This window comes from Nostoc sp. DSM 114161, assembly GCF_052692665.1.
In genome coordinates, this window is record NZ_CP195141.1 from 2,787,021 (window position 1) to 2,810,607 (window position 23,587).

The 23,587-nt window shown below is 43.1% G+C and carries 21 protein-coding genes; 10 read left to right on the forward strand and 11 right to left on the reverse strand.

Going from position 1 to position 23,587, the window contains the following annotated elements:
* Window positions 1-32: 32 nt before the first annotated feature.
* Complete coding sequence (locus NSTC745_RS12170; RefSeq protein ID WP_445637360.1) at window positions 33-1,205, reverse strand: DegT/DnrJ/EryC1/StrS family aminotransferase; 1,173 nt, start codon at window positions 1,203-1,205, stop codon at window positions 33-35.
* A gap of 856 nt (window positions 1,206-2,061) precedes the next feature.
* On the opposite strand from NSTC745_RS12170, the gene NSTC745_RS12175 reads away from it, so the two are divergent.
* The gene (locus NSTC745_RS12175) at window positions 2,062-3,609 is read left to right on the forward strand and encodes a GAF domain-containing sensor histidine kinase (RefSeq protein WP_445637361.1); all 1,548 of its coding nucleotides are present in this window, start codon (window positions 2,062-2,064) and stop codon (window positions 3,607-3,609) included.
* 265 nt (window positions 3,610-3,874) lie between these two features.
* Window positions 3,875-5,290, forward strand: a complete 1,416-nt coding sequence (locus NSTC745_RS12180; RefSeq protein ID WP_445637362.1) for an IctB family putative bicarbonate transporter — start codon at window positions 3,875-3,877, stop codon at window positions 5,288-5,290.
* 81 nt (window positions 5,291-5,371) lie between these two features.
* Here the strand turns inward: NSTC745_RS12180 and NSTC745_RS12185 are convergent, their stop codons facing one another.
* Both NSTC745_RS12185 and smpB read right to left on the reverse strand, forming a co-directional pair.
* Window positions 5,372-5,659, reverse strand: coding sequence for a WGxxGxxG family protein (locus NSTC745_RS12185; protein ID WP_445637363.1), 288 nt, complete (start codon window positions 5,657-5,659; stop codon window positions 5,372-5,374).
* 354 nt (window positions 5,660-6,013) lie between these two features.
* A complete protein-coding gene (gene smpB, locus NSTC745_RS12190; RefSeq protein ID WP_445637364.1) occupies window positions 6,014-6,481 on the reverse strand; it encodes an SsrA-binding protein SmpB in 468 nt (155 codons plus the stop codon).
* Window positions 6,482-7,102: 621 nt separating this feature from the next.
* Between smpB and NSTC745_RS12195 the strand changes: the two genes are divergently transcribed.
* Window positions 7,103-7,786 carry a response regulator transcription factor gene (locus NSTC745_RS12195; RefSeq protein WP_445637365.1) on the forward strand — a complete coding sequence of 228 codons (684 nt, stop codon included), beginning with the start codon at window positions 7,103-7,105 and terminating at the stop codon, window positions 7,784-7,786.
* A gap of 143 nt (window positions 7,787-7,929) precedes the next feature.
* On the opposite strand, the gene NSTC745_RS12200 is transcribed toward NSTC745_RS12195, so the two are convergent.
* The 4 genes from NSTC745_RS12200 to murC form a co-directional block, all read right to left on the reverse strand.
* Window positions 7,930-8,415 (reverse strand): low molecular weight protein-tyrosine-phosphatase, encoded by a 486-nt coding sequence (locus tag NSTC745_RS12200; RefSeq protein ID WP_445637366.1) that lies wholly within the window; start codon window positions 8,413-8,415, stop codon window positions 7,930-7,932.
* Window positions 8,416-8,525: 110 nt separating this feature from the next.
* Window positions 8,526-8,876 carry a YbaB/EbfC family nucleoid-associated protein gene (locus NSTC745_RS12205; protein ID WP_073644781.1) on the reverse strand — a complete coding sequence of 117 codons (351 nt, stop codon included), beginning with the start codon at window positions 8,874-8,876 and terminating at the stop codon, window positions 8,526-8,528.
* Window positions 8,877-9,093: 217 nt separating this feature from the next.
* Window positions 9,094-10,095, reverse strand: coding sequence for a UDP-N-acetylmuramate dehydrogenase (gene murB / locus NSTC745_RS12210; protein WP_445637367.1), 1,002 nt, complete (start codon window positions 10,093-10,095; stop codon window positions 9,094-9,096).
* 122 nt (window positions 10,096-10,217) lie between these two features.
* Complete coding sequence (gene murC / locus NSTC745_RS12215) at window positions 10,218-11,678, reverse strand: UDP-N-acetylmuramate--L-alanine ligase (protein ID WP_445637368.1); 1,461 nt, start codon at window positions 11,676-11,678, stop codon at window positions 10,218-10,220.
* 405 nt (window positions 11,679-12,083) lie between these two features.
* On the opposite strand from murC, the gene nadD reads away from it, so the two are divergent.
* Together nadD and NSTC745_RS12225 are read left to right on the forward strand one after the other, a co-directional pair.
* On the forward strand, window positions 12,084-12,701 hold the full coding sequence (gene nadD / locus NSTC745_RS12220; protein ID WP_445637369.1) for a nicotinate (nicotinamide) nucleotide adenylyltransferase: 618 nt from the start codon (window positions 12,084-12,086) through the stop codon (window positions 12,699-12,701).
* A gap of 126 nt (window positions 12,702-12,827) precedes the next feature.
* Window positions 12,828-13,841, forward strand: coding sequence for a type I glyceraldehyde-3-phosphate dehydrogenase (locus NSTC745_RS12225; protein ID WP_445637370.1), 1,014 nt, complete (start codon window positions 12,828-12,830; stop codon window positions 13,839-13,841).
* Between the two features lie 76 nt (window positions 13,842-13,917).
* On the opposite strand, the gene thiL is transcribed toward NSTC745_RS12225, so the two are convergent.
* Window positions 13,918-14,916: a thiamine-phosphate kinase gene (thiL, locus tag NSTC745_RS12230; RefSeq protein ID WP_445637371.1), complete on the reverse strand. Its 999-nt coding sequence runs from the start codon at window positions 14,914-14,916 to the stop codon at window positions 13,918-13,920.
* Window positions 14,917-15,030: 114 nt separating this feature from the next.
* On the opposite strand from thiL, the gene NSTC745_RS12235 reads away from it, so the two are divergent.
* Window positions 15,031-15,603, forward strand: a complete 573-nt coding sequence (locus NSTC745_RS12235; RefSeq protein WP_445637372.1) for a Uma2 family endonuclease — start codon at window positions 15,031-15,033, stop codon at window positions 15,601-15,603.
* Window positions 15,604-15,731: 128 nt separating this feature from the next.
* Here the strand turns inward: NSTC745_RS12235 and NSTC745_RS12240 are convergent, their stop codons facing one another.
* A complete protein-coding gene (locus NSTC745_RS12240) occupies window positions 15,732-16,838 on the reverse strand; it encodes a peptidylprolyl isomerase (protein ID WP_445637373.1) in 1,107 nt (368 codons plus the stop codon).
* A gap of 469 nt (window positions 16,839-17,307) precedes the next feature.
* Here NSTC745_RS12240 and efp point away from each other — a divergent pair, with 469 nt between their 5' ends.
* The 3 genes from efp (at window position 17,308) to NSTC745_RS12255 (ending at window position 18,942) form a co-directional block, all read left to right on the forward strand.
* On the forward strand, window positions 17,308-17,865 hold the full coding sequence (gene efp / locus NSTC745_RS12245) for an elongation factor P (RefSeq protein ID WP_096534553.1): 558 nt from the start codon (window positions 17,308-17,310) through the stop codon (window positions 17,863-17,865).
* 108 nt (window positions 17,866-17,973) lie between these two features.
* Window positions 17,974-18,531, forward strand: a complete 558-nt coding sequence (gene accB / locus NSTC745_RS12250; RefSeq protein WP_445637374.1) for an acetyl-CoA carboxylase biotin carboxyl carrier protein — start codon at window positions 17,974-17,976, stop codon at window positions 18,529-18,531.
* Window positions 18,532-18,594: 63 nt separating this feature from the next.
* On the forward strand, window positions 18,595-18,942 hold the full coding sequence (locus NSTC745_RS12255) for an ArsR/SmtB family transcription factor (RefSeq protein WP_445637375.1): 348 nt from the start codon (window positions 18,595-18,597) through the stop codon (window positions 18,940-18,942).
* Window positions 18,943-19,082: 140 nt separating this feature from the next.
* On the opposite strand, the gene NSTC745_RS12260 is transcribed toward NSTC745_RS12255, so the two are convergent.
* Window positions 19,083-19,703, reverse strand: a complete 621-nt coding sequence (locus tag NSTC745_RS12260; protein ID WP_445637376.1) for a GerMN domain-containing protein — start codon at window positions 19,701-19,703, stop codon at window positions 19,083-19,085.
* 352 nt (window positions 19,704-20,055) lie between these two features.
* Window positions 20,056-21,864, reverse strand: coding sequence for a proline--tRNA ligase (locus tag NSTC745_RS12265; protein ID WP_445637377.1), 1,809 nt, complete (start codon window positions 21,862-21,864; stop codon window positions 20,056-20,058).
* Window positions 21,865-22,230: 366 nt separating this feature from the next.
* Here NSTC745_RS12265 and NSTC745_RS12270 point away from each other — a divergent pair, with 366 nt between their 5' ends.
* Entirely contained in the window at window positions 22,231-23,538 is a 1,308-nt protein-coding gene (locus NSTC745_RS12270) for an NF041680 family putative transposase (protein ID WP_445632291.1), read from the forward strand.
* Window positions 23,539-23,587: the final 49 nt, after the last annotated feature.

The window sequence follows — 23,587 nt, forward strand, 5'->3', positions numbered from 1 at the left end:
CTATTGTACAGACGCGATTAATCGCGTCTCTACTAATGACTAACGACTAATGACTCCTGAGAATTTGTTGAAACTGCATTTGCGATCGCTGCTACAACTTCTTTGATTTGGCTACTGCTTAAACCAGGATACATAGGTAATGATAATATTTGCTTTGATAATTTTTCTGCTTGGGGAAAATCTCCTGACTGATACCCTAAGTCGGTAAGTGCTGGCTGGAGATGACAAGGAACTGGGTAATGAATACCAGTTTGAATTCCCGCTGCTGTTAGCTGTTCTTGAAGTTGCTGGCGTTCTATGGAGCAAGAATCATCAACTCTAATTACATAAAGATGATAGACATGTCCTGCACCACTTTGGTTTTCGATGGGGATAATGCCAGCACTCGCTAAAAGCGCTAATTGCATATCATATTCTTGGGCGATAATCAAGCGATCGCGGTTCCATTCTGGTAAATGTGGTAGTTTCTGGTGCAAGATAGCTGCTTGTAAGGTATCTAAGCGGCTATTCGTACCTGGTTCAGTGTGAAAATATTTTTGCGATGCGCCATAATTTCGCAAGCGCACCATCTTTTGGGCCACATCAGAATTTCGTGTCAGTAGCATTCCCCCATCCCCAAATGCTCCCAAATTTTTACTGGGATAGAAACTAAAAGCTGCTGCTATTCCTACGGAACCAGCGCGATATCCGTCTCTTTGGGCCAGGTGTGCTTGTGCTGCATCTTCAAAAATTAGTACTTTGTATGTATCAGCAAAGTCAAATAACTTCTGTGGCGATACCATTTGGCCGTAAAGATGCACAGGAATAATTGCTTTAGTCTGAGGCGTAATTGCCTTTGCTGCTGCTTCTAAGTCAATTAAAGCTGTTTGGCGATCGCAATCTACTAAAATGGGCTTGGCACCAGCACGTAAAACTCCAATTAATGTGGCGATAAAAGTGTTTGCTGGTAAAATCACTTCATCACCAGCACCAATATTACACGCTTGCAATCCCAAAGCGATCGCATCTGTTCCTGATGCCACACCAACTCCATATTCTGCCCCAGACACTGCCGCAAATGCCGCTTCAAAATCTGAAAGTGCTTGCCCTAAAACAAAATCTCCTTGTTCTAAAACAGATTGGATCGCACTTTGCAATTGCGCTTGAATTGGTTGGTGTTGTAAGTTCAGGTCTACAAAAGGAACTCTAATACCCATTTTATTCATTATCAGTTATCCTCAGATTCTCCATTTATTTGTGTTTATTTGTGGCTTGTTCCAAAATAAATTTAAAATTTTTCATATAGTTTGCTGCTGTTGTTTGCCACGGCAACAAATTATTTTTATGGAAAAAAATTAAAATGACGCAGAGTTTTCCCCGTTAAATTGTAATAGGTTTAATGTATTTCTATAAACTATTTTGTATTCTTTGGTAGAAATAACTCTCTATAAGCCAGAAAGCGTCAGATTTTGGAAATTGACAGAAAGTTTGTAGCTTGCTGAAAGTCGGGTAGGGTAGTTTCTCAATATTCAGATGCCATTTGCTTTGAGCTAAAAGACCGCATGTCAGTCGTTACTCTGTGGAACCCAAAAAACCTTGTTGGTTCTCCAATACAGATCCTCAACTTCCCGGTATAAATTTTGAATTTTGAATTCGGTGCAGTCGTAGTAGCTATTATCAGTAATTTTTGCTAACAAAAATTACATCAATATTAGCTTTTTTTAAGTAAAAATACGTTAAACGTAGTAACAGAAATTTCCCTTCAGTACATCAAGAATCATAGACTCTTTGTTGTATCCTTAAGGTTAGGTTACCCTAGCTGAATCAAAATCTAACGCAGTCTGATTGCGAAATCTCAAGTAATAGAGACTACAACAGCGATCGATAGAGAATATTCAGTACCAGTAAATAGTAACTGGCAGAGACTCCGTAGCCGACTTAATCGAAGAGGTAAAAAATTTTTGCCTCAAACTTGTTTGTCAGAGGCAAAATTAGGGAATGCTTAAAAATAGCAATTGATAACCCAGAAATAGGGCATATATCAATTTACAGTATCGAGAAATTATTAAGGTAGCAGTGGCAATGGTAGAGCCTGAAAACAAATTATTTGCCTTAAAGGATGGTTGGACTTCTCAGGAGACAAGAGAACAGCAACGTCTTAAAGCTTTGTCAGATCTAGGTTTACGGCAACCAGAAACAATTCCGGTTTTTGAAGAAGCCACTCAAACTGCTGCCCACTTTTTGGAAGCACCAATTTCCATTTTGGGATTTGTAGATCAAGAACGTCACTGGTTTAAGTCGGCAGTTGGTTTATCTAGGCTGGGATTAATGAATCATTTGGCACAAAGTCGCCAACTCTCACGCAGAGAATCTTTTTGCAGCCAGGTAGTGGAGAGTTATCAAATATTTGTCATTAATGATACGCACAAACTTACAGATACAGCATTGATTAACAGCAAGTTAGTACAGGAATATGGTATCCGTGCTTACTTGGGAGCGCCACTGATAGATGCTTCAGGAAATTGTTTAGGTGCATTGGCGGTGATGGATTTAGTACCGCGCAATTTTACAAACCGAGATATTGAGTTTTTACAAATCATAGCTCGTTGGAGCATGAGCGAATTTGAGCGTAACCGACTCCTGCAAGGAAAACTCGAATCAAGCACTCCTGTAGCTCCTATATTTTCACTCAGCGACGAACGTAACACTGAGATTAAAATTGCTGCATCTACTTTAGAAAGCGATGTTTCTACCAAGCAACTGAAACTGCAACTTTTAGAACAGCTAACTCAGGAGTTACGCACTCCCTTAACATCAGTACTTGGCATGGCTAGCGTTCTGGGACGTGAAATTTATGGGCCTTTAACGAGTAAACAGAGAGAATATTTGGAAATTATCCAACACAGCGGTCGGTATTTACTTTCTCTAGTAAACGAAATTACCGAACTAGGAACCATCGATGACAACTCTACTGTGCTAAATTTAGCTCCTGTAGATATTGAAATGCTCTGTCAACAGGCTATCAATACTCTAGAAGAAGCAGCGAATCGCCGAGACCAAGATATTCGCCTGTCTATCGAACCGGGACGCAATCGTATTTGGCCTTTAGATAAAGACAAGGTGCGGCAAATCTTGTATCACCTGATTTTTAGTGTGATTCAACTTTCGGCTACAGGTAGTGTTGTTCGCATTCATGTCTCTTATAAAGAAGATAGCCTTAATGTTACTATTTGGGTGTCCCATCCTTGGCTGGGAGATGGTATTACTGAGGTCGATCCCTACTTCCGCTTGAATTCTTTATCATTACTGGAACTGACAGGTGAAGTAGCAAGCTACAATACCCGCAAAGAAAGTCAGGAGCAACCAGATATTTCACCAGTAGCAGTGGACAAGTTAAAAAACTTGAGCGATTCCCACTCAAATTTATTTGCTCCTAATTCAGATATAAATTTAGCTAAAAGCAATGGAAGTCTTTCTCGTGAAAGCTTGGGTCTGTTGCTAAGCTGTCAGCTTGCAGAGTTGCATAGCGGCCAAATTTTAGTTCAAGGTTCGCCAGAATCAGGATATCGTTACGTACTTTCTTTACCATTACAACTAGCAACTTCTCCACAAGCAATTAGCGATGTTTGATTGCAAGCCATAATAATTTAGAACTGGAAATTAGCAGAAAATATTTCCAATCAATTGATTGTCTATGAATATAGATGAAGGGATAATCAACAATTGTCTTTTTTAGTATTAATTGAAAGGTTTTGGAATTAAAGATGAAACTGATGGCTATGAATAAAAGTGCCATCACTAACTTGTAATCTACGTTATTACCTTTTTATCGCTATACGCATTATGATCGATTCCAAGTTCTGCATAGGCAGGCTAGTCGATCGCAATGTTTTTTATGAATTTAGTCTGGCAACGATTTACCTTATCATCTTTACCCGTCAAAGAATATCTCGCTAGCAGTTACGTACACCGTACTCTGGTGGGACTGTTGAGTTCTTGGCGGCAAACCAGCGTCTTGATACAGTGGGGAGATGCGATCGCAGCTGCTTTACTGTCTTTGGTGTATACCCTTGCACCATTTACTTCGAGTACGTTAATCGGTTTGTTGCTAGTGGCTTGTGCCGGATTCTGGCTGCTGTTGACTTTATCTGATGAACGAACAACAAATGTCTCGTCAGTTACTCCCATTCACTTGTTGGTATTGCTCTACTGGGCAATTGCCGCAGCAGCAACAGCGTTATCACCAGTCAAAAAGGCTGCCATTAATGATTTGGCAACCTTGAGCCTGTATTTGCTCTTATTTGCCCTTTGTGCCAGGGTATTGAGGTCGCCTCGCCTGCGTTCTTGGATTATCACCCTTTACTTGCACGTCTCGTTAATTGTCAGCGTGTATGGTTTGCGCCAATGGTTTTTTGGAGCCACAGCACTAGCAACTTGGGTTGACCCTGAATCTCCTTTGTCTAAGACTACTAGAGTCTACAGTTATTTGGGCAATCCTAACTTGTTAGCTGGATACCTCCTACCAGCAGTCATTTTTAGCTTAGTGGCAATTTTCGCATGGCAAGGCTGGCTCAAAAAAGCTTTGGCATTAACCATGTTTATTGTCAATACTGCTTGTTTAATTTTGACTTTTAGCCGTGGCGGTTGGATTGGGCTGGTGGTGTCAATTCTAGTTGCGATGGCATTGCTGGTTTATTGGAAAAGTATAGAAATGCCACCTTTTTGGCGTACTTGGTCGCTACCGATTGTTTTAGGAGGCTTGATAGGTGTATTGCTGCTGGCAGTAATATTTGTAGAGCCAGTGCGCCTGCGGGTATTTAGTATTTTTGCCGATCGCCAAGATAGCAGTAATAATTTTCGCCGCAATGTCTGGGATGCTGTTTTTGAAATGATTGCCGATCGCCCGATTCTCGGTATTGGCCCCGGTCACAACTCTTTTAATAAAGTTTATCCGCTTTATCAACACCCTCGTTACACTGCTTTGAGTGCTTATTCAATTTTGCTTGAGGTGGCTGTAGAAACTGGATTTGTTGGTTTAGCTTGTTTTCTCTGGCTGATAATTGTGGCATTTAATACAGCATTTTTACAAATGCGAAGATTGCGACAACTCATAAATGTAGAGGGATTTTGGTTAATTGGAGCGATCGCTACTTTGTTGGGTATGCTAGCTCACGGCACGGTAGATACTGTTTGGTATCGTCCTGAAGTCAATACCCTCTGGTGGCTAATAGTTGCCTTAATTGCTAGCTATTGGACACCCTTAGCTCAAAACCAGGCAAATTCATCTAACTCAGATTTGGCTGCAAGCTAATATTAATAAATTGTCAGTTGTTATGAAGAAAACAACTGACAATTTTTGAATTTTAGAAATGATTCTCAACACAAAATTCTATTAGTCTCTGTAGGTAGTAGCCCCCGTAGCATTGGGGTCGCGGTAACGGGTTGCCTCATCGTCACGCTTTTTACCGGCCAAACCACCTAGGCCAAATAGACCAAGTAATCCCAACCAACCCCAATCAAAACCATTATCATTGCGATCGTAGGTGGTCGTAGTCGTTGGAGCACTAGTAGCTCCAGTATCGGTATTTGTTTGAGCTTGTGCGGATAGAGTTAACGGCAAAATCCCCATACTCAAACTGAGAACGCCAGCGCCAACAGTTGTAATGAAATTACTTTTCATAGTTGAAAAAATCCCTGATGCTATCCAAAGTTACCGACTAATGTATCGACTTTCAACATTTGCTGAATCAATCTGCGGCTAGAAACTAAGGATTTTCACAAATCAGGCTATAGATATACAAAATGCCTGTTGCAGCAATGAATTTTTCACTCTGATGAGAGGATTTTGCCAAAGTTATCAAGCCCTACCCTGTACCAAGGGTGCGCCAATAAAGCAAGAAGAACAGGGAAAAAAGATAGAATTAGCCCTGTATCCAAGGGTAAAGACGATTATTTATATATTTAAAACCAGATTGCGTAAGCCACGAAGTTCGATTAATTTTAGTTATGGAGATTTCTCTGTTCCCCCTTAATCTTAATAGTTTTTCATCGCCCGTTGTATGTCGCGCTGGTCTTGGCGTCGTTTGAGGTCTTCTCGCTTATCATGCAACTTTTTACCCTTGCCAAGCGCTATACTCACTTTTACCCAGCCTCGTTTGAAATACATTTTCAAAGGGACTAAAGTTAAACCTTGTTGTTCTACTTTACCAATTAGCTTGCGGAGTTCTTGACGATGCAACAACAACTTGCGTGTACGGCGTGGTTCATGATTAAAATATTGCCCGCTAGCTGTATAAGGAGAAATATGTACGTTGATTAACCATGCTTCACCATCCCGAAGCAAAGCATAGCCATCTTGGAGATTGACTTTACCCGCACGAATCGACTTGACCTCAGTTCCTGTCAACTGAATTCCAGCTTCGTAAGTTTCCAGAATTTCATACAAATAACGGGCTTGACGATTGTCGCTAATAACTTTGTAACCTTCGTTCTTGTCGCTCATTGATAATTTCTGTACTTGAAATGTACCTAAAAAATTGTTTGGATTGGTTTATAAATTATAAGGTGTATTTTATAACCTCTATAAATGCTAAACTGTATATTACTAATTTAGCTTTTATAATTTTGTAATTAAAATTTCCCACTAAGTTTAAATTACTTAGATTTTACTGATTAATCATTGGTCATTGCACAAAAGACAAACACACAAGTCTAAGCTGAGGCTTCCTGGGTGCGAAATAGGGAGACGCTCCTGCTAGCTTGCTTCCCGATAGGGGTAGGGTGACAAAGGAGAAAGGATATTTATGGCGATCGCTACTGAAAAATTATTATTGCAATCAATATTAATTTACATAATGGTGAGCATTTACTCTAGCTTATTAATGATTTGTTACAAATTACAAAGCTGTGTATGCCTGGGAAATATTAGGAAATCGAAGCTGAGTTACATTTCGTTAATCCTTCCTAAGCTTTAATACTTTCTTTATAAATCAACCCTGAGGCAGTCACTAGCTGGTAATCCTGTCATAGTATGAAACATAAGAACACTATTACTGCCTGTGTTCACTGATGGAGCTGTAAAAGCAAATTTCTGAGTAAAAAAAATGCTAGGGGTGTACTGTCCATGCCCTTGAAGATCCTTGTAGTGGATGACGATCTGGGCACTCGTCTGTCTGTGAGCGACTATCTTGAACTGTCTGGCTACTCTGTGATTACGGCTAATGACGGTCAAGAAGCTTTGCTTATGGTGGATGAGTATCATCCTGACTTGATTGTTACGGATATCGTCATGCCACAGATGAACGGCTATGAACTAGTGCGCCGGGTGCGTCAACAACCTATGTTCCGTCTATTGCCCGTAATTTTGTTAACAGCACGAACTAAGACCCAAGAAAGAATTTTGGGCTATCAGTCTGGGTGCGATTTATATTTGCCCAAGCCTTTTGAACTAGAAGAGTTAGCAGCAGCAATCCGCAATCTTTTGGAGCGATCGCAAATTATTCAATCCGAGTATCGCTTTTCTTATAAAGACAGTTTGGAAATGTCCCCTTCTACAAAAACAGTAGACGCTCATAATTCTCTGTCGATTCAAATTCAGAAACCCCAATTACACTTATCCCTAACTCATAGAGAACAGGAAGTTTTAGAACTATTAACTCACGGTCTTTCTAATGCCGAAATGGGTCATCAGTTACATCTGAGTCCTCGCACAGTGGAAAAGTACGTTAGTAGTTTATTGAGAAAAACTTCAACCAGTAATCGAGCAGAACTAGTCCGTTTTGCAATTAAGCATGGTCTGGTCGAATAAAAGTGAGGAGTTAGAAGTGATAAATCAGAAGTAAAGAGTCAAAAAGTAGTAGTGAGTAGTGAAAAATTTAACTCCCAACTCCTAACTCCTAACTCCTAACTCCTAACTCCTAACTCCCAACTCCCAACTCCTAACTCATAACTTTAAATGATTTCTTTTTGGCTGGTAACGTAGTTGAGCAGACCTTCACAAGCGTCAATCAATAAATCAATGACTTGATTAAATCCTTCTTGGCCTCCATAGTAGGGGTCTGGAACTTCCTTGAGGTTGTGTCGAGAGCAAAAATCGCACATCAAACGCACTTTGTGATGATACTGCCCAGCTGGATCGAGAGTCAGAATATCGTCATAATTCTCTCGATCCATCGCCAAAATTAAATCAAAGTCTTGAAAGTCTGATTTTTGAAATTGGCGTGCGCTACCACGCAGCTTAATTCCCAGCTTTGTAGCAGCCGCAGCACTCATGCGTCTATCGGGTGGACTACCTATGTGATAACTAGATGTTCCAGCAGAGTCACAAAGGATGTGTTTGCTCAAGTCAGCCTGCTCAATGAGATGATTCATGATATTTTCTGCCGATGGCGATCGGCAGATGTTACCTAAGCAGACAAACAAAAGTTTGTAAGACATAAATATTTGTCGTCCTTTGTCAATAGTCAGTTGTCATTTGTCAATAGTCAGTTGTCATTTGTCCTTTGTCTAAAACTAATGACCAATGACCAATGACCAATGACCAATGACTATTGAAATCCAGGAAGCTCAAGTCCACTGGTCAAGTCTTCCATGCGCTCCCGCATCGTTGTTGTGGACTTGTTATAGGCTTCTTTCATTGCTGCGGTTACGAGATCGGAGAGTACCTCTGCACCTTCTCCTAAAGCATCTGGAGAAATTTCCACCCGCTTGGGTTCTTGGTTACCACTAACAATTACCTTAACCAGACCACCGCCAGACTCTCCTTGAATTTCCATTTGCTCCAATTCTTCTTGGAGTCGCTTTGCGCCTTCTTGAACTTGCTGTGCTTTCTTAAAAGCTTCAGCTAATTCCTTCATTTTTCCTAAGCCAAAGCCGAATCCTTGTCCTTTACCTGTCATAATTGGTTTTACGCGTGTGCGTTGAATAACAAATCAAATTCAATTATAGATGCGGTAAGTAATTTGCCTATTTTTTTACCAATAATTAATGCATTTTGCAATAGGAAGTGGAGAGTAGGCAATAGCGAAGGGGCATAGGGCATGGGGTGTGGGAGTAAAGCGAAGCATAAATTCTCTTTGCCCTCACACTTTCCACGCTCCCCTATCTCCACACTCTTTATCCACAAGCAGCTTGAAACTCTCCGAGCATTTTGACTTCTGGCTCTAACCGAATAGACCAACGCTCTTGTACTTGATGTTGGATGTGGCGAATTAGACAAAAGATATCGCTAGCTTTTGCCCCACCACGGTTAACGATGAAGTTAGCATGGAGTTGTGCTACTTGCGCTCCACCAATTTGGTAGCCTTTAAGACCAGTTTGTTCAATTAACCAGCCAGCGCTGTAAGGTTTGGGATTGCGGAATACACTACCACAACTGGGGAAGTTGTATGGTTGGGTGTTTAACCGATGTTTTTTGTGTTCCTTGGTAATTGCTACAACTTGTGCTGGATCTGCACCTGGTGTGAGCTGTAAGGTAGCTTGGGTGACTATGCGATCGCCACCTTGCAATAATGAAGTCCGGTAGCTATAACCTAGTCGATCGGGGGTGAGAGTTTCCAGCGTTCCGTCAGGTGAAAGAACCTGAGCGCTAACTAACATATCTGCGATACAGCTATTATGTGCCCCTGCATTCATCACCACAGCCCCTCCGACTGTGCCAGGAATGCCAACAGCCCATTCTAATCCTTGCCATCCCAATGATGCGGCTTCCCATGCTAAGCTGGGAATTGATTCTCCAGCAGCAACGGTTAGTTGCCCTGTTTCGCGATCGAAGTGGCTGAAGCGGAGATGACGGGTAGCAATCACTAACCCTGATATGCCGCCATCGCTCACCAGCAAGTTAGAACCTGCCCCCAATGTTGTCACTCTCAAATCGCGTTCTTTTGCGTATTTAAGACTTGCTTGCAGTGCTTCTATATTTCGAGGGGCAACATACCATTGGGCTGCTCCCCCAACTCTATAAGAAGTAAATGCCGACAAGTAAGCCTGGGACTTGATCGCACAATCAGTATTGGGTAAGTAAATTACCTCGTTCTCCACCGAATTAGCTGTTTGTTGTTTCTTTGTATTCAAAGCAGAAGCTGTGCAGACGTTTCCAACTGCCTGGGAAATGGTCATTTTTACTTTTTATTGGTAAATTTTTTACATTTATTTACCGTAAAACTACGGTATTAGACTTAAGATCGAACCGTTACGAAAGGGGTGCTTTGGTCAGAAATGGAACTTCGCAAAGTCCCCGCTTAGGATGTGGCTTTAGCAGGCTCACGCAGCGTTGCAATCATTTCAGGAATGACTTGATTTAAGTTCCCAGCGCCCAAAAACAGCGCCAAGTCTCCCGGACGCAGTGTTTGTAGCAGGAACTCGCGTACTGAGGATAAAGATGGTTGATAAACTACCTGGGAGTGTTGCTTGGCAATTTCCGCTGTTAGATGCTCGCCAGTGATTTGCCCTAAATTAGGTTCGCCTGCACTGTAAATATCAGTCAGCACAACCAAATCAGCATGGCTAAAGGACTGGGCAAATTCTTCTAAAAAGGTAAGTGTACGGCTATAGCGATGGGGCTGGAAGATGGCGACTACTCTTTGTCCTGGTCTTGCCTGTAAACGTGCAGCGGCCAGAGTAGCACGAATTTCAGTGGGATGATGAGCATAGTCATCGATGAATGTAATACCATCGACTTCACCCCGAAACTCAAAACGGCGTCTCGATCCTTCAAAGGTGGCAATTCCTTTGGCAATTTCTCCAAACTCTAAGCCCAAAACACGACCAACAGCCACTGCTGCTAGGGCATTACTGAGATTGTGCCGACTCAACAGGCGCAAGTTCAACACACCTAAGGCTTTGCCTCTTTCCCAAACTAAAGCTGTGGTACCATCGGCACGATAATCAATATTAGTAACAGTGTAGTCAGCGTCACTATCTGAGTGTAAGCTGTAGCTGATTGTTGGTTGCAAGCGATCGCGAACTGTAGCACAGTCAATACTACCTACCAAAGTTTTGCAACCTTTGGCAAATGTCTGGAAAATGTCAACTACTTCTTCTAATGTATCGTAGTGGTCAGGATGATCGAGTTCAATATTGGTAATGATGCCAATTTCTGGAGCGTGTTTTACTAAAGAACCATCTGATTCATCTGCTTCGGCTACCAAATATTGGCTTTGTCCCAGTCGAGCATTACCTTCCCAAGCATTGACTTCACCACCAACTAAAATCGTTGGGTCTAGACCTGCTTGCAGCAACATATAACCAATCATACTACTGGTTGTAGTTTTCCCGTGGGTTCCTGCAACCGCAATACTATAATAATCAGCAATCAAGGCTGCTAGTACATCTGAACGATGTAAAATTGGACAACCTAATTCCAGAGCTGCTTTGTATTCTAAATTATTCGTGTTAATTGCTGTTGAACAAATGACTTGAGGCAGTTTTGAGTTAGTAGTAGCAGCTAATTTTTCTGGTGAATTTAATGCTACCGTCTGAGATTCCTGAGGGCGAAAGAATTCGAGATTACTTGCCTCTTGTTTCCCAAAAATATGAGCGCCGATAGATTCCAACTTGTGCGTAATGTGGTTTGGACGTAGATCCGAACCTGATACTGGAAATTGACGTTTAGCGAGAACGTATGCCAGAGCAGACATACCTATTCCGCCGATGCCAATGAAATGAAATGGTCTACCACTAAAGTCTACAGAATTACTCATTTATTGCTCCTCTTACACCACACCACACCATAAATCACAAATGACACGCGTATCATAACAGGAATTTGTTATTTACCATAATTACTCCTGCGTTATATTCATGCCTGATGCTCGGATGAGTTTTCTGCTCTGGTTTTGCGAGTTCAGAATGATTTTACCTTGGTTGGAGGTTTTTGCTATTTCTGAACTGTTCTTAAGATTATTCGCAAAATTTTGGTCGCATCGGGACAGAAATTCTTGTAATGACAAATACATATTTTTAGCTACCTTACTGTAATTGACTACGATAGTACATTGTTAGTGAAACTGATTTTAAATTGCATCAAGTCTACTTTGAGAATTGAGTACAATAGTACATTGGTAATGAAATTATTTTTCAATTGCATAAAACCCAGGCGTAACTGGATGCAGCAACTAGCAATTTTTGGTGGCACATTCGATCCAATTCATTGGGGACACCTACTCGTAGCCGAGACAGCTTTGCATCAAGTATCCCTTGAAAAGGTAATTTGGGTGCCATCTTTAAATCCTCCTCATAAAGAAGCAGCTTTGTTTGAGCATCGTGTAGAAATGCTGCAATTAGCTACAAAAGATAACCCAGCGTTTACTGTCTCACTAGTAGAGCGAAAACGCTCTGGGACTTCCTATGCAATTAACACCCTGATGGATTTATCTGCTTGTTACCCAAATACTCACTGGTACTGGATTTTAGGCTTGGATGCTTTCCAAACTTTACCTAATTGGTATCGTGGACGCGAACTAGCACAAATGTGTAATTGGTTAATTGCACCCCGACTGCTAGGTGGTGAGACTATAACTCAAAGCGAGTTAATCTGCAAGCAAGTCGAAGAACAATTAAACAAAGACTCACATATAATTAATTGGCAATTCCTGGATATACCTTTAGTAGGAGTTTCGTCAAGTCTAATTCGGAAGTTTTGCCGAGAACGCCACTCAATTCGATATCTAGTCCCGGAATCGGTCAGATCTTATATTGCCAACAATAATCTTTACTCCAAATAAATCTGAATAAATTATGTGTTTTTTTATCGATCTGGCACTTTATGGTTATGAGCGATCCCCCCCTTTGCGATATGATTGGGGTCAACGATATCAACATATAGGCATAAATACAGAGGGCAAGACACTGTGATTAGAGTTGCAATCAACGGTTTCGGGCGTATTGGACGTAACTTTGCGCGTTGCTGGGTAGGTAGAGAGAATAGCAAGATTGACCTTGTGGCCATCAATGACACATCAGATCCTAGAACCAATGCTCACCTGCTAAAGTACGACTCAATGCTAGGGAAGTTAAAGGATGTTGACATTACTGCTGATGATAATTCCATCATCATTAACGGTAAGACCGTTAAGTGCGTATCCGATCGCAACCCAGAAAACTTGCCCTGGAAAGATTGGGAAATAGACCTAATTATCGAAGCAACAGGGGTATTTACCAGCAAAGAAGGAGCGCTCAAGCATGTGAATGCTGGAGCTAAGAAGGTTCTGATTACCGCTCCTGGAAAAAATGAGGATGGTACCTTTGTGGTTGGCGTGAATCATCATGACTATGACCACAACGTACACCACATTATCAGTAACGCCAGCTGTACTACCAACTGCTTGGCTCCCATTGCCAAAGTTTTGAACGATAAATTTGGCATCATTAAAGGCACGATGACCACCACCCATAGCTACACAGGTGACCAGCGCTTACTAGACGCTTCTCACCGTGATTTGCGACGGGCGAGAGCCGCAGCCATCAACATTGTACCCACCTCTACTGGTGCGGCAAAAGCAGTGGCCCTGGTAATCCCAGAACTCAAAGGCAAGCTGAATGGCGTTGCCTTACGCGTACCGACCCCGAACGTTTCAATGGTAGATTTCGTAGTTCAAGTTGAGAAGCGTACTATTACTGAAGAAGTTAATCAAGCCCTTAAAGATGCCTCAGAAGGGCCACTCAAAGGCATTTTGGACTACAGCGAACTACAACTAGTTTCGTCAGATTATCAAGGTACTGACGCTTCATCAATTGTTGATGCTAGCTTAACTTTGGTTATGGGCAATGACTTAGTAAAAGTCATGGCTTGGTATGACAACGAGTGGGGTTACAGCCAACGAGTCTTGGATTTAGCCGAATTGGTAGCCGAGAAGTGGCAATAAATTTAGTCATTGGTTATTAGTCATTAGTCATTAGTCATTAGTCATTGGTTTTAGACAAATAACTAAAGACAAAAAACTAATCACCAAAATGTTGAAATCCTCGGCTAAGAGTGAGAACTTGGTCGGGGAATTTTTTTTGTTCGTCGTGCAATAGTATTATTGAACCTGGTGTAATTGTGCCAACGATCGCAGCACCTCCACCAAGATGTTTGACTAAAGCTGATGCTGACTCTTGTGCTAAGCACAGTACTAATTCAAAGTCTTCGCCGCCGTAGAGAGCATATTGGAGAGCTTGCTCTGGTGTTAGCCAATGGTTAAAAGCTGTTGGTAAAGAAATTTGTCTGAGTTCTAAGACCGCGCCAACACCGCTGGCGCGACAAATTTGGATTACAGCATCTGCTAAACCGTCGCTGCTATCCATACCAGCAATAGGCATTGGCGATGGTATGATTTTTTCGAGGATGGGTAAGACATCTAATCGTGGCTTAGGACGCTGATGTGCGCCGATTAGAGCAGTCTTTTCTTCGTCATTGAGGTTTTGCTCTAATTCGGGATGTAAAAGCAGTTGTAAGCCAGCGTGAGAGGCTCCGTGAACGCCTGTAACGACGATCGCATCTCCCACAACGGCAGCTGAACGGCGGATAATTTGACTGGGGTGAACTTGACCAAACGCTGTAATTGCCACAGTTGTCACAGGCGATCGCACTACATCACCGCCAACAATTGGGGTATTGTACTTTTGCAGGCATTGTGTCATTCCTTGGTATAAGCTTTCAACCCAATTCACGCTCAAATCTGCAGGAAGCCCCAGTCCGACGGCGATCCCCAAAGGTGAAGCACCCATCGCTGCCAAATCTGACAAGTTAGCAGCCGCCGCACGCCAACCTGCGTCTTCTGGGGAAGTAGTGAGGTTACTAAAATGTACACCGTCAACCAGCACATCTGTGGTGACGACTAAAGATTGCTCTGGTGCTGTGACCAATACTGCTGCATCATCGCCAATAATTTCTGAGGGACAGAAACGGTGTAATCTTGCGAGAAGACCTTGTTCGCCGATATCTTTGACTTTAGTCATTAGTCATTAGTCACTAGTTATTCCCCGTGTCCCCGTGTCTTCTTCATCTCCTTCATCTCCCTACTCCGTACTCTGTCAAGTTACGATAATGATATCGTCTAAGGATCTGTTGAGATGCTTATTTCACCAGTAATAAATCTTACATTTGAAGATTACTTAAATTATGATGATGGCAGTGATTTTCACTACGAACTGGTGGATGGCAGGCTGGAATTAATCAACCCCCCGACGATTGAACATTTCTTGATTGCTAAATTCCTTGAGCAGTTGCTAGATGCAGAAATTAAGCGGTTGACTTTACCTTGGTTAACTTTTCGTGAAACTGGGGTGAGGGCAGGGAGAAATAAATCTAGGTTAACTGACTTGTCTGCGGTGAGGCAGGAGCAAGCAAGAGAATTAATCAATGTATCAGCATTCTTTGAATCACCACCACTACTAATAGTAGAAGTAGTCAGTCCAGATTCTATCAAGCGAGACTACCGTTATAAGCGGTCTGAATATGCAGCATTAGAAGTACCTGAATATTGGATTGTAGACCCACTCGAAGGAAAAATTTCGGTCTTATTGCTGGAAGAAGGATTTTATGAAGAGACGGTGTTTACTGGCAACGAGCAAATTGTATCGCGGACTTTTCCAGAAATAGCGATCGCAGTCGTTCGGGTATTTAGCACCAGCAATCTCAGTTAAAAGAGTGGGCATGGGGCAAGCAGGAAGTGTGGGAGGGGTGGGAAGTGTGGGGAGATGGGGAAGAAATCTTTCCCCCCACACTCCCCACACTCCCCCCATCTCCTCTTGTCCCCAGTGCTTCATCTTTCCTACGTTGTTTGGGGTTCAACCAGATTTTCTATGCCTTGAACCACTGTTGCTGATTCAATTTTGTCACCAGCTCTGAGTTTATCCAAAACTTCTTTGCCTTCAGTGAGATAGCCAAAAACGGCGTAGCGACCATCCAATAGGTTCCGTCCGGCGGGAGTAAGTTCTGGTTCAAATAGAAAGAAGAAAAATTGTGAAGAACCGCCATTCACTTCACTTTCAGGACGAGCCATAACTACTGCACCAAAAGCAGAAAAAGGTAGAACTGGCATATCAATATAACGACCAGCTTCTTCTAGGGTAATGCCATAAGTCGGCTCTTTGTCACCTTCAACCAAGATTTCTAAAGGAACGGCGCGGTATTTGCCTGTTTTTGGGTCAATGAAGCCGACTTCTTTACCAGGTGGATCTCCGGTTTGCAGAAAGTAAGATTCTTCAGAACGGGTAAATTCTAAGCCATTATAAAAACCCCTCTGCACTAAATCTATAAAATTACCAGCAGTCACAGGGGCGCTGTAACCATCGACTACAAGGGTGAGGTTGCCTTTGTTGGTTTTTAATTCCACAGTGGCGCGGCCTTTAAGTTGTGGCAGGTTACTGTACTCGGCAGGAACTTCAAAGGGAAATTCCTTCACCATTGACTCTTCTAGCTGAGTAATGAGATTCAACAGTTTAGTTCTCTGTTGCAAAATTTGTTGTTTATCTTTGGTATTCGCCAATTCTTGCAGGTTAAGCACGCCAGATTTTAATTCGTTAATCCAAGCTTGTGCTTGGGGTTGGCGTTCTTCGGGAACACTTGCTAGGATTTGGGAGGGTTTATCGAGAATGCGAGATGCTTGGCTGATGTCTTTGGAAACAGAACCCCAGCGCCGATTTGCCCGCAGTTGGCTAGAAATGTCCTCTAAACTGGCTTGTAGTTGCCGCACAGGTTTGTTATCTATCGGGAGTGCATACCGCAACAAAGCATTACCGTCTGTAATTGCGTTGCCAGCTGGCAGCGCGGCGCTACTAGAGGGAGTCCACCCAGCTGTAGTTATGCCTAAAAATATTGTTACCAGCAGTATTGCCATTAGGCTGTTCTTCAGCCAGGATTTTAATAAGTTAAGCATGGAATAACTCAAATGCAGCATTGATATTGTTGACTGGACGTAACCCATCAATAATCTTCCCACAGTAGGAGTGCCCAGTGCAGAGTGTTGACTGGGGACTGGGGATATGGCAACGCTTTGGGAAAAGGGTAAAGGTTAAAGGGAAAACAGAGATCTTTGCTTTCCCCCTGCCCCTTATCCCCAGAGGGGGCCCCGCCTTCCCCTTTCCCACTTCCTTTCAAGGGCAGGTTTTTAGGCTTTCGATAAATAGTTGAGAATGTTCTCAATTATTGAACGTAGTTTTAAGTTTTCAGACAATGATTTTGGTTTTAAAATCCCAAAAATTTGTCTAATCAAAAAAACCTGCCCCAGAAAGTTTCCCACTTCCCCTTTCCCCCATGCCCCATGCCCAATGCCCAAAATGAATAACTAATTACTCCGCTTGAAGGGTACAATAAATGCCGATTGTCTTCCAAAACTTGAAAGTTTCATGATCTCCAGCAACGACTTTCGACCTGGTGTCTCAATTGTATTAGATGGATCTGTATGGCGAGTGGTGGAATTCCTCCACGTTAAGCCAGGAAAAGGTTCTGCCTTTGTACGAACCAAGCTGAAAAATGTTCAGAATGGGAGTGTGGTGGAAAAAACCTTCCGGGCAGGGGAAACAGTACCCCAAGCCACTTTAGAAAAAAGGACAATGCAGCATACCTATAAAGAGGGTGATGAGTTTGTCTTTATGGATATGGAAACGTATGAAGAAGGCAGATTGAGCGCATCACAAATTGGCGATCGCGTCAAATACCTCAAGGAAGGTATGGAAGCTAACGTCATTCGTTGGGGCGAACAAGTACTTGAAGTGGAACTGCCCAACTCTGTGGTTCTAGAAGTAGTGCAAACAGATCCGGGTGTAAAAGGTGATACTGCCACAGGTGGTACTAAGCCAGCTACTCTCGAAACTGGTGCAACTGTGATGGTTCCCTTGTTTATTTCCCAAGGTGAGCGTATCAAAATTGATACCCGTGATGATAAATATTTAGGCAGGGAATAAGTTTGGATTCCAATCTCAAACAAATCGTGATTTCAATCCCTATTTAGGGATTAAATCCCTGCCACACTTAAAAATGCTAATTTACGGATAGGTCGAGGAATAAAAACTGTGCCATTGGACTTTAATGAAATCCGCCAACTACTGGCAACTATCGCACAAACAGACATTGCAGAAGTCACGCTCAAAAGCGATGACTTTGAACTAACAGTTCGTAAGGCTGCGAGCATTAGCAATCATATGTTGTCGGTAGGTCAAACGACCTTAGGCGGTGTGGTAGGTTCGGGCTTGTCATCGGGTTTACCTACGGCAAACCAGGTGGCTACAAGCCAGGTCACAGAGGTGGCGACAGGTCGCCTGTTTGATAGTGCTGCAACTGGAGGGCAATTACAGTTGTCAGTCAATCCCCCCTCAACCATTGACCAGAGATTAGTAGAGGTGCCTTCTCCGATGGTGGGAACATTTTATCGCGCTCCTGCACCGGGTGAAGCACCATTTGTAGAGGTGGGCGATCGCGTCCGCAAAGGTCAAACAGTCTGTATCATTGAGGCCATGAAGCTGATGAATGAAATCGAAGCCGAAGTATCCGGGCAAGTGATGGAAATTCTGCTGCAAAATGGTGAACCAGTAGAATATGGTCAACCTTTGATGCGAATTAACCCTGATTAAGTATTAATCTATATTATGAAGTGAGTTATCGTTAAAACTTTCAATCCTTGCGGGTTAATCCTGATGAAACAAACGTTGCCTTTACCACCAGAAGTGGTGCAACAAGTAGCTGAATACTTCGGCCTGTTAAGTGAGCCAATGCGCCTACGGCTGCTACACTTACTGCGGGATGAAGAAAAATGCGTGCAAGAGTTGGTAGAGGCAACACAGACTTCTCAGGCAAATGTGTCAAAGCACCTGAAGATAATGTGGCAAGCAGGAATCCTTAGCCGCCGCAGTGAAGGAACTTGCGCCTATTACAGGGTGGAAGACCAAATGATTTTTGAGTTGTGTAATCGGGTTTGCGATCGCCTCGCCACAAGGTTAGAACAGCAAGCCCGTAATTTTCGCGTTTTGAATACCAAACGGTAAGTCATTTGTCTTTTGTCCTTTGTCCTTTGCTGTAGTCATTTGTCTTTTGTCCTTTGTACTTTGCTGTTTGTCCGAAACTAATGACTAATGACCAATGACTAATGACTAATGACCAATGACCAATGACTAATGACTAATGACTAAAGCGGATAGTTTTTATCGAAACTTTCACGAGTTAGTGGTTGTTGTAACTCTATACCTTCACCGCCCAAAATATCCAAGGGTTTACCGTTCACGTCAATGTAAACTTGGGCTTTTGGATTTAAACTTGTCGCAGTATAAACAACTTGTCCTACACGACCTATCATTGAGGCACTACCACCACCGCTAGTAAATTCTTCAGATAAATTAACGCGAACTTCATTATTATCCGCTTTCAGACCCAATAATTTGGTTCCCTTGGGGATAGTTGTAGAATCTGTCCCTTCTGTTGGGCCTGCTAACAAGCTTTCAAAAGCTGCTTCTAAAGCTTGGTTAGGTCGTACAGCAGCTACTCTAGCTACTCTTACAGGCTGGGGAACCAAAGCAATATTTTTATCCTTTGGTCTAAGCCAATAAACGTTAGCAGTTTGCTCGTTACTTGGCTGCCTAGTTGATGGCTGTGCTGGCTGGTCAACACCTTGAGAGGGTTTTGATGGTGTAGGGGTATTATTAGATTGTGAAGTGAACCAAGCCACACTGCCACCTACCGCTACAACTGCTGCTGCGACAGCTGCTATTACGCCTGAAGAAATACGATTAGATCCTTGTTGGTCTTTCATGTTCAAAACCTTCCTGACTGAGGGCTGAGATGGTAGTTATGTGAGGAGCAGCCTGGTTAAAGACGATACTGACAAGTGGAGAGTTTCCCACAATTTAGAGGAGGCTTCGTGCCTCGAAATCCGATTAATTTTTAATCCTGCAAGTTCCTAATTCAATTTTAGAATTTGCACTTCTAGTCCGTCACTGTCGAATTGTTTAAATTTTGGGAGATGAGGGCACAGGGGCAGGGGGCAGCGGAGATGGGGAGATGGGGAAGTGTGGGGAGTGTGGGGGGAAAGAGAATTTATGCCTCCCTCTCTTCCCACACCTCCCACCCCTCCCACACTTCCTGCTTGCCCTATTGCCTATTGCCTATTTGCCTATTGCCTCTTCAACCCACTTATGAAGTGTGGTTGTCACTTCATCAATGGCAATTTCTTGGGATTTACGGGTTGCTCTTTCTACAACTTCGACTTTGCCGTTGGCGATCGCTCGTCCGGTTACAATTCTGTATGGGATGCCTATCAAATCTGCATCTTTGAATTTGACTCCGGCTCGTTCGTCTCGGTCATCGAGTAAGGTTTCAATTCCGGCTTGATTGAGTTGCTTGTAAAGTTTTTCGGCAATTTCAACTTGTTGAGCATCATTAATGTTAGGAATTGTGACGATCGCGTGATAAGGTGCGATCGCTACTGGCCAAATAATCCCGTCTTTATCGTAAGATTGCTCTACGGCGGCTTGGGCTAAACGCGATACGCCTACACCAAAACAACCCATGATTAGCGGCTTTTCTTCACCTTGTTCGTTGGTATAAGTTGCTCCCAAGCTTTGTGAATATTTAGTGCCTAATTGGAAGATATGACCTGCTTCAATTCCCCTGGCGCTTTGTAAGAGTTGTTCTGGATTGTGAGTGGCGCGATCGCCTGGTCTAGCTTTCCGCACATCTACTACTAATTCTGGTAATTTAAATTGCTCTCCCCAGTTCGCACCAACAACGTGATAGCCAGTTTCATTCGCCCCTGTGACAAAGTTTTTTAAATCAACGGCTGTTCGATCCACCAAGCGCAAAAATTTAGGATGAATCTGTTTATTAGCACCAATATAATCATCTGCAATGTCTGGCGCAATATAACCTAAAGGCAGAGATTTCGCTGTCCATGTTTGCTGGGCTTCAGAATTCGGTACGCTCAAATTGAGAATAGTTTGAGCGCCATAATTAGAAGCTAATTTGGTCAATTCATTTTGCAACTTGACTTCATTAACTTCTTGGTCGCCTCGGATGCTCACCAAAACCAACACCGTCACACCATTGTTATAAACTGTTTGGTAAAGGACGTTTTTCACCACTTGGGTGGGAGAACATTTGAGGAATTGACAGACTGTTTCAATCGTCTCTGTTCCAGGTGTATCGCGTTTTTCGTAGGTTGTAAACCGTGAAGGTTCGATATCGGCTGGTAAAGAAACTGCCTTTTCTACGTTAGCGGCGTATTTACCATCTTCAGTGTAGAGAACTTCGTCCTCGCCAGCTTCCGCCAACACCATAAATTCTGTAGAACCAGAACCACCAATTGCCCCAGAATCAGCTTCGACGGCGCGAAAAGCCAAACCACAGCGCCGCAACATATTGCTGTAGGCTTGATACATATCCTGATAGGTTTCTTTGAGGCTAGCTTCATCGGCGTGGAAAGAGTAGCCATCTTTCATGATGAATTCCCGTCCGCGCATCAAACCAAAGCGGGGACGAATTTCGTCGCGGAATTTGGTTTGAATTTGGTAGAGATGCAGAGGTAATTGGCGGTAGGAACGAATCATATCACGAGCGATCGCTGTGATTACTTCTTCATGAGTCGGGCCTAATCCTAATTGTTGATCGCGGCGATCGATCAGGGAAAACATGATCCCTTCAGCTTTGGTGTAAGTATCCCAACGTCCCGATTCTTTCCACAATTCAGCAGGTTGTAATTGCGGCAAAAGACATTCTTGTGCCCCTGTAGCGTTCATTTCTTCGCGCACAATTTGAGAAACCTTTTGCAGTACCCGCCACATCAGCGGGAGATAAGCATAGACACCGCTACCGATGCGACGAATGTAACCTGCACGCAGTAATAATTTATGGCTGGGAATCTCAGCATCAGCTGGATCGTCCCGCAGTGTAACAAATAACATTTGTGATAGTCGCATCGTTTATTACCTTTCCAAAATCGCTAATTTCTATGTCAACTAAAGTATGAATTATCAAGGATAAAGTACAAAGGGACTGGGGAAAGGGGAAAGGGGAAGGCGGGGCCCCCTCTGGGGATAAGGGGCAGGGGGAAAGGAAAGATCTCTCTTTTCCCTTTAACCTTTACCCTTTTCCCAAAGCGTTGCCATGTCCTCAGTCCCCAGTCGCCAATCACTTCAGGAGAAAACAACCTTGTCTAATGTAATTTATCAACTGGAGTTTAGACTAAAGAGCCGACCTCAAAGGAAAAAATAAGGGGTGTGATTGAACACAGTCCCCCTATTAGCAGAAGCTGAGAGAAGAACCACCAACTCTCACCTGCCAATATGAAAAGTGCCTTACTAGAAGAATTTCGTCAAGCAGCGTACAGATATCTAGGTAGAGCGCATGATGTGACTTTTGAACTGACGGATGCAATATTGCTGACTCGTAACGCCTACAGTTTGGCAGATTTATCGCTATCACCAGTATTTAGACGTAAGTGGCCAAGCATCTACGAGGCATTACAAGATAGCAGACCACAGCGACAAAAATTGATGCAGTTATACATCAAACAGATGCCAACGCAGAGCCGTCCGTTGTTAGCAGGCGACCACACAGCTTGGTCACGCCCAGATGCGGTAACTTTGCAGGAGAGGACAATTGAACACAGCAGTGTCACCATAGCCGGAAACAAACCAATTACCGTTGGTCAGGGATATAGTACCATTGCTTGGATACCAGAGGATTCGGGCAGTTGGGCGTTACCTTTGAGACATGAGCGAATTAGCAGTTGGGAAAACCCGATACAAAAGGCAACCTGGCAACTACAGCAAGTGTGTGAACATTTACCAACTAGACCAATTACAGTTTGGGATAGTGAGTATGGCTGCGCTCCTTTTGTGTTGAAGACGACCAATATCAAAGCAGATATTCTGGTACGTTTGCGTTCAAATCTTTGTTTATGGGGCGCACCACCACCATATTCTGGCAAAGGGCGACCCAGGAAACATGGTGACAAATTCAAACTCAATGAACCACTCACATGGAGTGAAGCCAATGAGAGTATAGAAGTCAACCATCCTAAACTGGGACGGGTGAAGGTGAGCTTGTGGTTTAATTTACACTTTCGTCAAACTGCGACACGCCCAATGTCCCTGATTCGAGTTGAGCGTCTGGATGCAGAAGGCAACCTACGTATATCAAAACCTTTATGGTTGGCTTGGGTGGGGGAAGAAATGCCACCACTAGAAGAAGTTTGGCAACTCTACCTCCGACGTTTTACTGTTGACCACTGGTATCGTTTTTTGAAGCAACGCTTGCACTGGACATTACCTAAATTGAGTAGTCCCAAGCAATGTGAGCGTTGGAGTGACCTCATGCCTGTGATGACTTGGGAATTGTGGTTGGCTCGTGATATCGTTGCTGATAACCCTTTACCTTGGCAGAAATCATTAGATAATTTGACTCCTGGCAGAGTTGCTCAAGCAATGGGGAGCATTTTTGCGGTGATTGGTACTCCTGCCCGTTCGCCTAAACCTCGCGGAAAGTCTCCAGGCTGGAAACCAGGAAAACCACGACAACGTAGAATTCGCTATCCCGTAGTCAAAAAAACTACAACTAAGCCCCGCAAAAAGCAACCAGAATCTGCTTAGTACCTTAGATTTTCATCTTTAAAGCCTGTTTCTTTTCAACTCAGCGTTG